The sequence below is a fragment of the Catenisphaera adipataccumulans genome (assembly GCF_014202755.1).
Taxonomy (GTDB): domain Bacteria; phylum Bacillota_I; class Bacilli_A; order Erysipelotrichales; family Erysipelotrichaceae; genus Catenisphaera; species Catenisphaera adipataccumulans.
This window is the reverse complement of the sequence record NZ_JACHHK010000002.1, coordinates 191,218-206,021: the sequence shown is the minus strand read 5'-3', so window position 1 is coordinate 206,021 and position 14,804 is coordinate 191,218. Positions and strand designations below refer to the sequence as shown.

General features: G+C 52.0%; 14 protein-coding genes. 4 read left to right on the top strand and 10 right to left on the bottom strand.

Features of this window, described 5'->3' with window-relative positions:
* Positions 1 to 42: 42 nt before the first annotated feature.
* The 10 genes from HNQ47_RS03035 to HNQ47_RS02990 form a co-directional block, all read right to left on the bottom strand.
* Positions 43 to 603 carry an RNA polymerase sigma factor gene (locus HNQ47_RS03035; RefSeq protein WP_183327422.1) on the bottom strand — a complete coding sequence of 187 codons (561 nt, stop codon included), beginning with the start codon at positions 601 to 603 and terminating at the stop codon, positions 43 to 45.
* Positions 604 to 665: 62 nt separating this feature from the next.
* Positions 666 to 1,196, bottom strand: a complete 531-nt coding sequence (locus HNQ47_RS03030) for a GntR family transcriptional regulator (protein WP_183327420.1) — start codon at positions 1,194 to 1,196, stop codon at positions 666 to 668.
* A gap of 15 nt (positions 1,197 to 1,211) precedes the next feature.
* Positions 1,212 to 1,877, bottom strand: a complete 666-nt coding sequence (gene pyrE / locus HNQ47_RS03025; protein ID WP_183327418.1) for an orotate phosphoribosyltransferase — start codon at positions 1,875 to 1,877, stop codon at positions 1,212 to 1,214.
* Between the two features lie 2 nt (positions 1,878 to 1,879).
* On the bottom strand, positions 1,880 to 2,575 hold the full coding sequence (pyrF, locus tag HNQ47_RS03020) for an orotidine-5'-phosphate decarboxylase (protein ID WP_183327416.1): 696 nt from the start codon (positions 2,573 to 2,575) through the stop codon (positions 1,880 to 1,882).
* The gene (locus HNQ47_RS03015; protein ID WP_183327414.1) at positions 2,568 to 3,482 is read right to left on the bottom strand and encodes a dihydroorotate dehydrogenase; all 915 of its coding nucleotides are present in this window, start codon (positions 3,480 to 3,482) and stop codon (positions 2,568 to 2,570) included. The genes pyrF and HNQ47_RS03015 overlap by 8 nt, the downstream gene beginning before the upstream one ends.
* Positions 3,479 to 4,207 carry a dihydroorotate dehydrogenase electron transfer subunit gene (locus HNQ47_RS03010; RefSeq protein ID WP_246346025.1) on the bottom strand — a complete coding sequence of 243 codons (729 nt, stop codon included), beginning with the start codon at positions 4,205 to 4,207 and terminating at the stop codon, positions 3,479 to 3,481. The genes HNQ47_RS03015 and HNQ47_RS03010 overlap by 4 nt, the downstream gene beginning before the upstream one ends.
* Positions 4,204 to 7,413 (bottom strand): carbamoyl-phosphate synthase large subunit, encoded by a 3,210-nt coding sequence (gene carB, locus HNQ47_RS03005; protein ID WP_183327412.1) that lies wholly within the window; start codon positions 7,411 to 7,413, stop codon positions 4,204 to 4,206. The genes HNQ47_RS03010 and carB overlap by 4 nt, the downstream gene beginning before the upstream one ends.
* Positions 7,406 to 8,497, bottom strand: coding sequence for a glutamine-hydrolyzing carbamoyl-phosphate synthase small subunit (carA, locus tag HNQ47_RS03000; protein ID WP_425486187.1), 1,092 nt, complete (start codon positions 8,495 to 8,497; stop codon positions 7,406 to 7,408). Before carA ends, carB begins: the two co-directional genes overlap by 8 nt.
* Positions 8,498 to 9,757, bottom strand: coding sequence for a dihydroorotase (locus HNQ47_RS02995; RefSeq protein WP_183327408.1), 1,260 nt, complete (start codon positions 9,755 to 9,757; stop codon positions 8,498 to 8,500).
* Positions 9,754 to 10,656: an aspartate carbamoyltransferase catalytic subunit gene (locus tag HNQ47_RS02990; protein ID WP_183327406.1), complete on the bottom strand. Its 903-nt coding sequence runs from the start codon at positions 10,654 to 10,656 to the stop codon at positions 9,754 to 9,756. The genes HNQ47_RS02995 and HNQ47_RS02990 overlap by 4 nt, the downstream gene beginning before the upstream one ends.
* A 156-nt stretch (positions 10,657 to 10,812) precedes the next feature.
* On the opposite strand from HNQ47_RS02990, the gene HNQ47_RS02985 reads away from it, so the two are divergent.
* From HNQ47_RS02985 to HNQ47_RS02970, 4 genes are all read left to right on the top strand, one after another.
* Entirely contained in the window at positions 10,813 to 11,271 is a 459-nt protein-coding gene (locus HNQ47_RS02985; RefSeq protein WP_183327404.1) for a CBS domain-containing protein, read from the top strand.
* Positions 11,272 to 11,338: 67 nt separating this feature from the next.
* On the top strand, positions 11,339 to 12,484 hold the full coding sequence (locus HNQ47_RS02980; protein ID WP_183327402.1) for a hemolysin family protein: 1,146 nt from the start codon (positions 11,339 to 11,341) through the stop codon (positions 12,482 to 12,484).
* Positions 12,459 to 13,028 carry a xanthine phosphoribosyltransferase gene (locus HNQ47_RS02975; protein ID WP_183327400.1) on the top strand — a complete coding sequence of 190 codons (570 nt, stop codon included), beginning with the start codon at positions 12,459 to 12,461 and terminating at the stop codon, positions 13,026 to 13,028. The genes HNQ47_RS02980 and HNQ47_RS02975 overlap by 26 nt, the downstream gene beginning before the upstream one ends.
* Before the next feature lie 25 nt (positions 13,029 to 13,053).
* The gene (locus HNQ47_RS02970; protein WP_183327398.1) at positions 13,054 to 14,799 is read left to right on the top strand and encodes a DUF885 family protein; all 1,746 of its coding nucleotides are present in this window, start codon (positions 13,054 to 13,056) and stop codon (positions 14,797 to 14,799) included.
* Positions 14,800 to 14,804: the final 5 nt, after the last annotated feature.

Below are 14,804 nucleotides of genomic sequence, written 5' to 3'. Positions count from 1 at the left end.
ACACACAAAAAGACTCCTTGTACAAATACAAGGAGCCTCGATTCAGCGGCGCTTTTTCCAAAGATACGTTCCGACCGCGGCTGCCGTAACCGCGCCGGCGACCCACGGCCACAAAGGCCGGTCAGATGCATCACTGATATAAGCATCCAGCTTCGACTGGATATCGTTGATGTTGCCCTGGATGACTTCCCGCTCCACGCCGAAAGCCGATGCGATATCCTCAATGCTCATATTGTCGCGGTAATACATGTTGGCAACACGCTGTTCCATCGACGGCATGTCCGCGACCGCTTTTTCAAAGGTATCATCGTTCCAGTCCGGCGACATTTCCGTATTAAAGCTCTTGCGGCGCGTCATGACATCCGCTGCTTTTTCTTTCAACAAATCAAAGAACCAATCCGGAAAATCCGCACTGTCCTTGAGCTCATCCAGCCGGTTCCACGCATTCCGATAGGTATCGTATAAGATTTCTTTCGCCGTATTCACATTGTCGGTATATTTCATCAAGATCCGCTGCGCCGGTTCAGCCACTGCTTCCTGCAGCTGTTCGATGGCCTCGGCATCCTGTCTTTTCGCTTTTTCGATCAGTTCGTTCCAATCCATTTCTATCACCTCATTCAAATTATAATACGAATGAAGCTGAAAAAAAGTTGAAAAATCATTTTTTATTCCGGCTCCGCTTTTTCAAAAAGCGTCAGCCGAAAGAAATCCAATTTGGTCTTTTTCAAGCCATACTGAAAGCAGACCGCATTCTGATCATAGACCCAGGACCGTTCGATCACGGCATCATCCGCACAGGTAATTTCCCGCCGGGTAAATGCCGGCACGGCCTTGGTCGATTGGTAGATGGTTTCGATCTGCACCGTTTCACCATCAGCTGTATACGTGCGTTGTGTTCTCGTGGCGTGCTGGGTATGCAGCTCATCACAGCGTACATCAGCCTGTGTCTCTTCGGTCCTGTCCATCGGCGGTGTATCATCCGCAAACGGCAGCGGCAGGACCATCGATCCTTTGCCCCGGCGTTTCTGGATATAGCCTTTTTCTGCCAGCAGACCTAGTGCCTTGCGCACCGTATCGCGCGACACGTCAAACTGTTTCATCAGTTCATTTTCAGCCGGTAAATAGGTGTACGGCACATACAAGTTCTGCCGGATATCGTTCGCCAGGCGATGGTAAATTTCGATATACTTCGTCATATGCAGAAAGAGCAGCTACTCGGCTGCTCCATATTGTTCATAATATGCATCCAGACGCGCTTTGGTCCCGGCATCCAGTTTGGCGGCCGCTTCCAGATATTCAATCACTTCCGGCATCGAAACGATGGCAGCCGTCGGGAAGCCATACAAATCTGAAATTTCCTTTAAGGCCGTCTTGGTGCCCTTGCCTCTTTCATTGCGGTCCAGCGAGACCATCAGGCCGACGATCTGCACATCGGCAGCACCGCGCACCTTCGGCACGGTTTCGGCCATCGATTTGCCCGAAGTCGTCACATCTTCGATCATCACGACCCGGTCGCCGTCTTTTAACTTCGTGCCCAGAAAACCGCCCTTGTCGGCGCCGTGGTCTTTGGCTTCTTTTCGATCGGAACAATACCGGACTTCCAGACCGTACAGCTCGTCCAGTGCCACTGCGGTCACGACCGCCAGCGGAATGCCTTTATACGCCGGGCCGAACAGCACGTCAAAATCCTTGCCGTAGGTTTCCACGATCGCACGGGCATAATATTGTCCCAGCTGTTTCAGCTGGCTGCCGGTCACATAGCCGCCGGCATTCATGAAGAACGGAGATTTACGGCCGGATTTCAGCGTGAAATCGCCGAACTTCAGCACATCCGCCCCCAACATGAATTCGATAAATTCTTTTTTATATGTTTCCATGATCAACCTTCCATGATTTCTTCGATCTGATGATATGTCTTGACCGGATCATCGCTCTTGGTGATGGAACGGCCCACCACGATATAGTCACAGCCCTGTTCCTTGGCGTATTCCGGGGTAGCGACCCGCTTCTGATCGCCGCGGTCGTCGGTCAATAAACGAATGCCCGGCGTCACCGTCAGGAACTCCTTGCCGCAGACATCGTGAATGGCCTTGGCCTCATGCACCGAACAGACAACACCGTCCAGCCCTGCTGCCTTGGCATTTTGGGCATAATGTTTCACACAGTCGATGACGGTTCCGCTGATGCCCAGCTGGTTGTTCATCATTTCCTGCGAGACCGAGGTCAGCTGCGTGACCGCAATGCACAGCGGCCGCTTGCCTTGTGCCCCTTCTGCCAGGCCGTCCAGCGCGGCTTCCATCATCGGAATACCGCCGGCCGCATGGACATTGACAATGTCCGCCCCCAGCTTGGCCAGATTTTTCATGCCGCCTTTGACCGTGTTCGGAATATCGTGCAGTTTCAAATCGAGGAACACATGATGTCCCATGTCTTTGACCAGCGGCACGATGTCCAGTCCGCAGGCATAGGTCAGTTCCATGCCGATCTTTACGAAGATCGGCTCATCAAACGGCCGCAGGAAATTCTCGACTTCCTGCCGGCTGGAAAAATCCAAGGCCACGATTGTTTTACTCATCTCGAAAACTCCTTCCTACGGCTTCGTCGATCGACGCATAGCCGTATTTTTCCAGTACACCTGGTAATTGTTCAATGATCTTCGGGCAGACATATGGATCGATAAAATTCTGCGCGCCGACCTCGACCGCCGAAGCGCCCGCATTCAAAAACTCCAATACGTCTTCCGCATCCGTGATGCCGCCCACACCGATGATCGGCAGATCGACGGCTTGTGCCACCTGCCAGACCATCCGGATCGCCACCGGCTTGATGGCCGGGCCGGATAACCCGCCGGTTTTGTTTGCCAATAAAGGTTTACCTGTGCGCAGATCGATGCGCATGCCCATGAGCGTGTTGATCAGCACCAGACCGTCTGCCCCGGCATCAGCGACTGCTTTGGCGATTTCAGTGATATCTGTAACATTCGGCGAAAGCTTGACATAGACCGGTTTTTTGGCCGCATCTTTGGCCAGCTTTGTGACATGGGCCGCCAGTTTCGGATCCACACCCAGGCCGATGCCGCCATGTTTGACATTCGGACAGGAAATATTCAGTTCATACGCTTTGACGATCTCGCTGTCGTTCAACGTTTCGATGACTTTCACATAGTCTTCTTCAGCTGCGCCGGCGACATTGGCGATGATCTCGGTATCAAACTGCGCCAGCCACGGCAGTTCATGTTCTTTGATATAGGTGACGCCATGATTCTGCAGGCCGATCGCATTGAGCATGCCGCTCGGTGTTTCGGCGATCCTCGGTGTCGGATTGCCGAAGCGTTCTTCCGGTGTGGCGCTCTTGATGGCGATACCGCCCAGGCAGCTCAGATCATACAATTCCGCAAATTCCCGTCCGTAACCGAAGCATCCGGAGGCCGGAATGATCGGATTCTTCAAATGAAGACCCGGCAGTTCGACATTCAGTTTCATTCCAGCACCACCTTTCCGATCGGAAATACCGGACCGTCCTTGCAGACGCGCAGGGCCTGACCGTTTTGATCCTTGACCACACAACCCATGCAGGCACCCATGCCGCATGCCATGCGTGCTTCCAACGAAATATAGCCGGCAGGATACGCCTCTTGAATCGCCTTTAACATCGGCAGCGGTCCGCATGCCTCGATCATCGGCACCGACATCGTCTTGAGCACCTCCATGACCGTGCCCTTGGTGCCGACGCTGCCGTCCATCGTGGCGATCTTCACGGTGCAGCCGAGTTTCTCAAAGGCATCCGCATAGAAGATCTGATCGGCCTGATTGAAGCCCAGGACGACCGTCACATTCGTTTGTTTGGTGCGATAACGTTTAGCTGTTTCATAGAGCGGCGGGATCCCGACTCCGCCGCCGCCCAGTACGACCGCATCGACCGCTTCGATCGGAAACCCGGTGCCCAACGGTCCAAATATATTCAAGGAACGGCCGGGTCCGAGTTCTGCCATGATGGCCGTTCCCTTGCCGACCACTTTATAAATCAGCACCAGGCTGGATCCGGTCACTTCGCAGATCGAGATCGGGCGGCGCAGGTAGGTGCCCGGCACCTGCACCTGCACAAACTGCCCTGGTTCTGCTTTCATGGTGCATTTCAGTTCCATGCGATAGATGTCCGGCGCGATCCGGACATTGGTCAAAATAACCGCATCTTCAATCATGATCATTTCCCCATCTCATTCATGCTGATCATGGTAAACGAACGGGATTCCAGTACATTGAGCAGCGCGTTGGCGGTATCAAGGCTGGTCATGCAGGAGATATTATTTTCCGCGGATACCCGGCGGATGATGAAGCCGTCGTTGCGCGTATTTTTACTTTTATTTTCCATCGTATTGATCACGAAATTGACCTCGCCTTTGCGGATGATATCGATGCAGTCCGGCAGATCGGAATCTTCACTGATCTTTGCGACCTCATGGACATAGAGTCCTTCATCCCGCAGATATTTTGCGGTACCGGAGGTCGCATAGATGCCGTAGCCGATATTGTAGAACCGTTTAGCCATCTGTGCCGCTTCGGCTTTCTCACTGTCGCCGATCGTAAACAGCACGCTGCCGTGGCTCGGGATCTTGACCCCGCTGGCGATCAGTGCTTTGTATAACGCTTTTTCCAGCGTCACATCGCAGCCCAGCGCTTCACCGGTCGACTTCATTTCCGGTCCTAACACCGTATCCACGCTGCGCAGTTTGGCAAATGAGAAGACCGGCGCTTTGACAAAGACGCGATGTTTTTCTTCTTTATGATAACCCGGTGTATAGCCCTGCTCCTCGATGCTTTGGCCGAGCACGCACTTGGTCGCGATATTGGCCATCGGCACACCGGTGATCTTGCTTAAGAACGGCACCGTCCGGCTGCTGCGCGGGTTGACTTCCAGCACATAGACTTTCTGGTTGTGATCGACGATGAACTGAATGTTATAGAGGCCGACAAAATGGAAGCCTTTGCCGATGCGGACCGCATAGTCGATGATCGTATTCTTGACTTCCTGGCTGACGATCTGCGTCGGATACACGCTGATCGAGTCGCCCGAGTGGATACCGGCCCGTTCGATATGTTCCATGACGCCCGGAATGTAGACCTCTTTGCCGTCGGCGATGGCATCGATTTCCAGTTCCTTGCCCAGCACGTAGCGGTCGACCAGGATCGGTGCGTCGTGACTGATCTCCTTGACCGCGGTGGCCATATAGACCCGCAGTTCTTCATCGTTGTGCACGATTTCCATGGCCCGGCCGCCCAATACATAGCTTGGACGCACCAGGGCCGGATAGCCGATGCGGTTGGCAATGACCAATGCCTCTTCGACCGTGGTCGCGGTGGCGCCTTCCGGCTGCGGAATTTCGAGCTTATTCAGCATATCTTCAAACTCGTGACGGTCTTCGGCGCGGTCGATGTCTTCCAGCGTCGTGCCTAAGATCTTGATGCCGTGTTCCACCAGTGATTCCGCCAGGTTGATGGCTGTCTGACCGCCGAACTGAACGATGACCCCAAGCGGTTTTTCCAGATCGATGATATGCATGACATCTTCCGTGGTCAGCGGTTCGAAATACAGCTTATCGCTGATGGAGAAATCGGTGGAAACCGTCTCCGGGTTGTTATTGATGACGATGGCCTCATAGCCTTCCTGCCGCAGTGTTTCGACACAGTGGACCGTCGCATAATCGAATTCCACGCCCTGGCCGATGCGGATCGGTCCGGAACCCAGAACGACGATCTTCCGGCGGTCGGTGCGCACAGATTCGTTTTCTTCTTCATAGGTCGAATAATAATACGGCGTTTCACTGCGGAACTCTCCGGCGCACGTATCGACCATTTTAAAGACCGGTACGATGCCGTTGGCCTGCCGCAGGGCATAGACCTCGGTTTCTTTCATGCCCCAGCTGCGGGCAATGTATGAATCGGAGAAGCCGTTTTTCTTCAGACGGCAAAGCGTATCGACATCCTTGACGTGCGCCGCCATCTCTTTTTCCAGATCGAGGATCTTCTGGAAATGGGCCAGATAGAACCAGTCGATCTTCGTAATTTCCTGCACCTTGGCCACATCATTGCCGCGGCGCATATATTCCATGATCGCAAAAATGCGTTCATCATCTTGATTTTTGATCTTTTCAAGCAGCGCTTCATCATCCAGCTCGGTGCAGTTTGGATCTTCGATATGATCCACTTTCATTTCGAGCGAACGCACCGCTTTTAAGAAGCTCTCTTCAAAGGTCCGGCCGATGGCCATGACCTCACCGGTCGCTTTCATCTGCGTGCCCAGGTGACGGTCAGCGTTCGGGAATTTATCGAACGGAAAGCGCGGGAACTTCGTGACGATATAATCCAGCGCCGGTTCGAAGCACGCATAACTGGTCTTCGTGATCGGGTTGATGATCTCATCCAGACCAAGGCCGACAGCTAATTTCGCGCTGATCTTAGCGATCGGATAGCCGGTTGCCTTACTGGCCAGCGCGGAACTGCGTGAAACACGCGGGTTGACCTCGATGACATAATATTTAAAGCTCTTCGGATCCAGAGCCAGCTGGACGTTGCAGCCGCCGCAGATCTTCAAGGCCCGGATGATCCGCAGTGAAGCATTCCGCAGCATCTGGTTTTCACGGTCGGTCAGCGTCTGCACCGGTGCGACGACGATACTGTCGCCTGTATGGATGCCCACCGGGTCCACATTTTCCATGTTGCAGACGACGATCGCATTGTCTTTCGCATCGCGCATGACCTCGTATTCGATTTCTTTGAAACCCGCGATGCTTTGTTCGATCAGACACTGATGGACCGGACTGATCTTCAGGCCGGCATCGGCAATTTCACGTAATTCTTCTTCATTGTCCGCAAAACCGCCGCCGGTGCCGCCCAAGGTATAGGCCGGACGGACGACCACCGGATAGCCAAGCTCACCGGCAAATTCCACGGCTTCTTCTACCGTATGGACGATGTCGCTCTTCGGCACCGGTTCACCGAGCTTGTTCATCAATGAGCGGAACAATTCCCGGTCTTCGGCGCGGTTGATCGCGTGCAGATCGGTTCCCAGGATCTCGACACCGAACTCATCGAGCACACCGTCTTCATGCAGCTCTACGACTAGATTCAATCCGGTCTGGCCGCCCAGGCTGCCTAAGATCGCATCCGGACGTTCTTTATAGATGACCCGTTTCGCAAAGTCCACGGTCAGCGGTTCAATATATACTCGATCGGCAATGGTCGTATCGGTCATGATGGTTGCCGGGTTGGAGTTGATCAGGATAACTTCGTAACCTTCTTCCCGCAAAGACTGGCACGCCTGACTGCCGGAGTAATCGAATTCTGCGGCCTGGCCGATGATAATCGGTCCGGATCCGATGACCAGGATCTTATGTATATCGGTACGTTTAGGCATGGTCTTCCTCCTTTTCCTTTTCCATCATGGTGATGAATTCATCAAATAAATATTGACTGTCCTGCGGGCCGGCGCTGGCTTCCGGGTGATACTGCACCGAGAAGATCGGATATTTTTTATGGCGCACGCCTTCGCAGGAATGATCGTTCAAGGCTTGGTGCGTCATTTCCAGATCCGTATCTTTCAGGCTGTCGATATCGATCGCAAAGCTGTGGTTCTGCGAGGTGATCTCGACCCTTCCGGTGGCCAGATTGACGACCGGGTGGTTGCCGCCGCGGTGACCGAATTTCAATTTATACGTTTTCGCGCCGCATGCCAGACCGATCAGCTGATGACCTAAGCAGATGCCGAACATCGGCACTTTGCCGACCAGCTGCCGGATGGTCTGAATGGCGATCGATACATCTTCCGGGTCGCCCGGACCGTTGGAAAGCATGACGCCGTCCGGATGGAAGTTCATGATCTCATAAGCCGGGGTGTCATACGGAACGACGATCAAATCACAGTTGCGTTTGGTCAGTTCACGGACGATGCCGAGCTTTGCGCCGAAGTCCATCAATACGACCTTATGGCCGCGGTTCGGGATCGGATAGATCCGCGTCGTCGATACGCGTTTGACCTGGTTGTGCAGATAATCGTTTTCGTTCAGTTCCCGGATGACTGCTTCCACATCGACATCCGGATCCGCCAGGGTCGCTTTCATCGTTCCCTGCGTACGGATCTTTTTCGTGATAGCACGGGTATCAATGCCGTAGATGCCCGGTACGTTCACGCGTTTCAGGTAGTCATCCAAAGTCTGCTGCGAGCGCCAGTTGCTTGGGTACTCGCAGTAATCCCGGACGACGAAACCGAACGCCGCCGGAATGATGCTTTCCATGTCATCTCCGTTGATGCCGTAGTTGCCCATCAGCGGATAGGTCATCATGATGATCTGTCCGCAGTAGGAATTGTCGGTCAGAATTTCCTGATAGCCGGTCATCGACGTATTGAATACGATCTCGCCCATCCGGAAGTTCGCATTGCTTCCCAGAGCGGTTCCCTTGTAGACGCTTCCGTCTTCCAATATTAAGAGTCTATCCATAATTTATCCTTTCCACACCGTTCTGCCGCCGACGATGGTCTGACGGACCGCGGCTTGTACGCTCCAGCCGTCAAACGGTGTATTTTTCCCCATGGATGCAAATGCATCCGCATCAATGATTGTTTCATGTCCTAAGTCAACGATGATCAAGTCCGGTTTCCAGCCAACACGGATCGCGCCGGTTTTTTCCAGGCCGAACCGGGCAGCCGGTGCCGTGCTCATCCAGTTCACCAGCTGGGCCAGCGTCCAGCGTTTTTTCCGGACCACAAATTCGGTATACAGCAGCGCAAAGGCAGTTTCCAGCGACACGATCCCGAAGGCTGCCTGAGCCATGGGCTTGGCTTTATCCGCCTTGGTATGCGGAGCATGGTCGTTGGCGATAAAATCCAAGGTGCCGTTTTCCAGCCCTTCGATCAATGCCATGCGATCGGCATGTGTGCGCAGCGGCGGGTTCATTTTCCAGTTTGGTCCTTGAACGTCTTTGTCTTCCAGCAGCAGATGATGCGCCGTGACTTCAGCGCTCACATCGGCACCGTCGGCTTTAGCCGCCGCCAATGCGGCCACGCTCTCTTTGGCAGAAATATGGCAGGCATGGTATGTACAGCCGGTTTTTTTGGCCAGCTGCAGATCGCGCTGCAGCGGGACGCTTTCGCATTCGTGCGGGATACCGATCCAGCCTTTGGATGTCACCGTCTCACTGTCGTGCACTGAGGCTCCTAATTTCCGATAACGCATATCCTCGGTATGCATGGCTAACAGGACATCTTCTTGGGCCGCCTGCCGCATGGCTTGTTCCATGACGGCATCATCGGCAATGCCGACGCCGTCATCGCTGAACCAGTGGGTATATGGTTTTAATGCGTGCATATCGACAACCTGCTGTCCGGCTTCCTTTACTGTGATGGTCGCATACGGATGGGCATGCACCATGGCTTTCTTGTCCATTTCTGCTTTGTATGCCTGCATCGTTTGGGCATCACTAGGAAACGGCAGCACATTGGGCATCGCAAACACGGTGGTAAAACCGCCGTGCGCGGCGGCCTGGGTGCCGGTCTGGATGGTTTCCTTCTGGGCATGGCCCGGTTCGCGCAGATGCACATGCACATCGACCAGCCCGGGCAGAACATAGGCACCGGCGGCATCGATGATTTCCTCACCGGTCAGATCATTGCCGACGGCACAGATTTTCTGTTCATCGAAGGCAACATCCGCACGGATCAGTTTTCCTTCATATAATATGGTTCCATTTTTGATGACTTTCATTTTCGCTCCTCAAATGGTTTGAATCCGAACGCCCGTTTGATCACGGCCCGGCGCACCAGGACGCCGTTGCTCATCTGGGTGAAGATGCGGCTTTTTTCCGCTTCCACCAAATCGGTGTCGATTTCCACGCCGCGGTTGACCGGCGCCGGATGGCAGATGATCGCATGATCCTGCATCCGTTGATAACGGGCTTTGGTCAGACCGTATTTTTCCAAATATTCTGCATCGCTCATGCCTTGAATCGCGGCACCGCGTTCTTTCTGGATCCGCAGCATCATGACGACATCCGCCCATTCGACCGCTTTGTCAAAATCCATGGTCGGATAGCCGGGGCGTTCCCATTCCTGCGGTCCGGCAAAGACAACTGTCGATCCCAGACGTTCCAGCGCTTGTTTATCGCTGTGGGCGACCCGGGAGTGCAGGATGTCACCGGCGATCACGACCCGCAGATGATCTAGTCTTCCAAATTCATTATACATCGTCAGCAGGTCTAATAGGCACTGTGTCGGATGATTTCCGGCGCCGTCGCCGGCATTGATGATCGGGATCTGTATGTTTTCGAGTTCTTTGAAGTATTCGTCGCGCTTGTGGCGGATCACCAGGCAGTTGTAGCCGACGGCTTCAAAAGTACGAGCTGTATCATAAAGCGTTTCCCCTTTGGCAACGCTGCTGACCTCGGCAACGAAATCCACGACTTTGCATCCCATCTGGAGCTGGGCGCTTTCAAAAGAAAAGTGGGTGCGGGTGCTTGGCTCAAAAAAAAGGTTCGCAACCAATGCCTGCGGCATCGGCAATTGCCAACCTTTATATGAACTATTAAAAAGTCTCGCATCATTGAGAATACTGAAAATATCTTCGTTCGATAGATCGTTCATGGTCAATAACGAATTCTTATTCATCAACAAGACCTCCTGAATTTTTTTCGTTCTCTATTCTATCAAGAGAACGCCTGAATTTCAACTGAAAGTTCATTGTCCTGACACATACTTTTCACATAATTCGAAGACTTTCTTTCTATAATTTTTTTATATCATGATTCCGGGGTGATGAATACCATGTTGCCGAATGTATTTTTCTTCCTGCAGACCAAAGAAACGGTGAAGTTTCTGAACGCAAACGATAATATTTATGCCGGTCTGCAGAAAATGCGCATGTATCATTACAGTGCGATGCCGGTGATCAATGATCAGGGTCATTATCTTGGCAGCGTACGGGAAGGGGATTTCCTTTGGTACTTGGTCGACCATCCGGATAAGCGGGAGGCAGAACTGCGGAAACTGCCGCTGCGGACCTTGGTCCATAAGAATTTTATCAAAGCCTGCCGGACGGATGTCGATATTGATCAATTGTTCCAGATGTCGCTGGATCAGAACTTCGTGCCGATCGTCGATGACCGCAATATTTTTATTGGGATCGTCACACGGCGAAGCATTATTGCCTACTTATTGAACCAGGCAAGAAAAATTGAACCATATGTCTCCGAGCGTCTTGCGCAGGAAGAGATGCAATCCTGAAGAGCCTGCGGGCTCTTTTCTTTTTGCTTATTTTTATGTATGATAAAGACAAAAAAGGAGACTGAAATTGTATATACTTTTTCTGTACCTGGTGACTTTTCTGATCGGCGCCTTGTGTTCGGCCATGCAGCAGTACATCGACGATGAAGAGATCGATGTGCGCAATGCGATCCTGGCAGAAACCCGCTGGGCGGTCATCTTCGGGGCGTTTGTCACCATGGCAGCCACGGCGACGCTGCCTTGGAACATGTGGGCAGAAATGTGCATTGCCGCTTACTTATATATCTTGTTTGCGGTACAGCTGCCGAAGCGCTGGGCCAACAGCGGCGATCATCAAGCCGGTGTCCATCGGCTGTATCGGATCGTTCGTCCGGTGCTGCGCATCCTGGCCCTGCCAGTACGGGTCCCGACCATCGTCAAGGAAGAAGTCCGTGAAGAGGACATCCGGGAAATGCTCAGTGAGGGCAGCGATATTGATACGCCGAAGAAAAAATGGATCCAGAATGTATTTGAGATGGGCGATACCGCCATTGAGGAAATCTGTACCCATCGTTCGGAAGTGGTCATTTTATCGCTGGATCAAACGACCGCAGAATGGCGGCAGATCATTCACGACAACCGCCATACGATGTATCCGGTCTGCCGTGAGGACGAAGACGATATCATCGGGATCCTCGATACCCGGGATTATTTCCGGATGGATGAAGATGTCGATCAGGATACGATCATCAACAATGCGTTTGATGAACCGTTTTTTGCGGCGGAAAACACCAAAATTGATGCTTTATTTCATCAGATGACCAACCGCAAGAATTATTTCTGCATCGTGGTGGATGAATACGGCGGCATGACCGGCATCGTCACGCTGCACGACATCATGGAAAGTCTGGTCGGTGAGATCTACGAAGAAGACGATGTCATCGAGCCCAAGGAGATCCAGCAGATCGATGCCAACCAGTGGCGTATCTACGGTACGGCAGAATTGGGAGAGGTCGAAGAAGCGCTCGGTTTGGAACTGGGCGATGAAGACGATGAAACGTTCAATGGTTATATCCTGACGGAATATGGTCACATTCCGGAGGACGGTTCCCAATTTGAGCTGGATCTGCCGCTGATGACCGTTCATGTCAAGGAAGTCAAGAACCACCGCATCGGACAGACGATCGTTCAGATCAAGGAGGAAGCCCATGGAAAAACTGAAACAAGCCATTGAAACGCACGGCAAATGCGTTTCCGATGAAGTTGTCAAGGTCGATCAGATCATCAACCATCAGGTGGACTGTGCCTTGATGGATGAGATCGGTCAGGCGTTTTACGACTATTTCAAGGCAAAACCGATCGATAAGGTCGTGACCATTGAATCCAGCGGCATCGCACCGGCCTATGCGTGTGCGCTGCGGCTGGGCGTGCCTTTATTGATCATCAAGAAGGCCCAGCCTAACACCATGTCCGATCCGCTGTTTGCGAAGGTGTTCTCTTTTACCAAGCGCAAGGCGTATTCGATCTGCGTGGAAAGAGAATACTTAAAACCGGGCGAACATCTGTTGTTCATCGATGACTTTCTGGCCAACGGCGAAGCGTTCAAAGGCGCTGAAGAACTGGCCCGGCAGGCCGGTGCCGTCATCGACGGCGTGGGCATCGTGATCGGCAAGCAGTTTCAGAACGGCCAGGCATATTTAGACAAACATGGCTACGACGTGTATACGTTGGCGCCGATCAAAGAAATCAAAGATCAACATATTATCTGGGCAGAGTGATCTGCCTGTTTTTGGGAGGAGAACAATGAAAAAACCAGTATTCAGCATCATCTGCTCAGCACTCTTGGTGCTGACCAATGTCTGCGCGCCGATCGTCGCCAAATCAAACACGACCGCCGCAGAACCAAATGAAGAATTTACGGCTTTCTTAAAAGAAGATTTTATTGACACCGTCGATGAAGATTATCTGACGCTGCACAATTACGTACGGGATCCATCGGCTTACGGCATCGATGAATCCACGATCGAAGTCAGTCTCGGCGAAGTCAATGAAGTTTATACAAAAGAATATAAGCAGGAGCTGCGCGATCTGGAGAAAAAACTGGCCAAATTCGACCGCTCGACCTTGGATGCGGAACAGCAGGCCATTTATGATGAATACATGTTTGAAAATGAAATTGCCGATGAAGCCGTTAAAACGAAATATAAATACATCAGCAATGCTTGGTCGCAGTCATCCGGACTGCCGCAGTCACTGGTTTCGGTTTTCTCGGAATTCCGGCTGTACGATGAAAGCGACATCGCTGATTTGATCACGCTGATCAATGATGTACCGCGCTATACCGAAGATACGATCGCCTACTCCAAGCAGCAGGCCAAACGCGGCTGTCTGCGCTTCCGGTATAAGGATACGATTTCCTACATCAATTCGGTCCTGAAAAACCAGGACGACAGCGCGGTCTACCAGGGCATCTGCGAAAGCATCGATGAGCTGAATCTTGGCGAAGAGAAAAGCACGGCTTACAAGGCACAGGTCAAAGAAGCGCTTGACAACAGTTTCTTCCCTTCCTACACGTATATGAAAACGGAACTGAAAAAGCTCAAAAGCGATGTCAAATCAGAGACCAATATGTCCAAGCAGAAAAACGGTAAATCGTACTATGCCAAGGTCATGATCCCAGGCAACGCATCAACGGAAAAAAGCGTGGATACGATCTATAACAGTTTAAGCGATGAATTCAACAGTTCAATAAGCAAGCTGCGCAGTCTTTACAAGAAAGGTGCAGACAGCGATGTAGATACCGGTTTTAACTATCCGGAGGATATTCTTTCGTTTATCAAAGAACGTTATACTTCTGATTTCCCGGAGATCAGCGAATTTGACTACCACATCCAGGCGCTGAGCGATGAGCAGTCGATCAAAGGCGTCGTCGCTTATTATTCCGTGCCGGCGATCGATGATACCGGCTACAATCAGATCCACTATAATAAGCGTGATTATGGCTCGGAGACAAATACGCTCGATTTCTATACGACCATGGCGCATGAAGGCCTGCCGGGCCATATGTATGCGACACAGTATGTAGCACAGAACCACAACTATGATATCGAGTATCTCTTCTCGAATCTGGGTGCTGGTGAAGGATATGCGATATATGCGGAAAAAGTCGCGCTGGATTATCTGCCGGCCTCCAGCAAGGATCTGAACTATTATTTTTTAAACAACTATTTGAACTATTTATTGATCTGTATGGTGGATATCGACTACAACTACAATGGTTTATCTGTCAGTGAACTGGCCAATCAATATTCGCTGGATGAAAGCGACATCAAATCCGTGATCGAAGATGTTGCCGACCGGCCGACCGCATTCTTATCATACTATTACGGTTACTACCGCATCAACCAGATGCGTACACGTGCTGAAAACGAGCTGGGAGACGAATTTGATGAAAAATCGTTCCACAAAGCACTGTTGGAATGGGGCGAGATCAACCTGGATCTGCGCGATAAGCACATCGATCAATATATTCAAAGCGCGAAAGCATAAAAAAG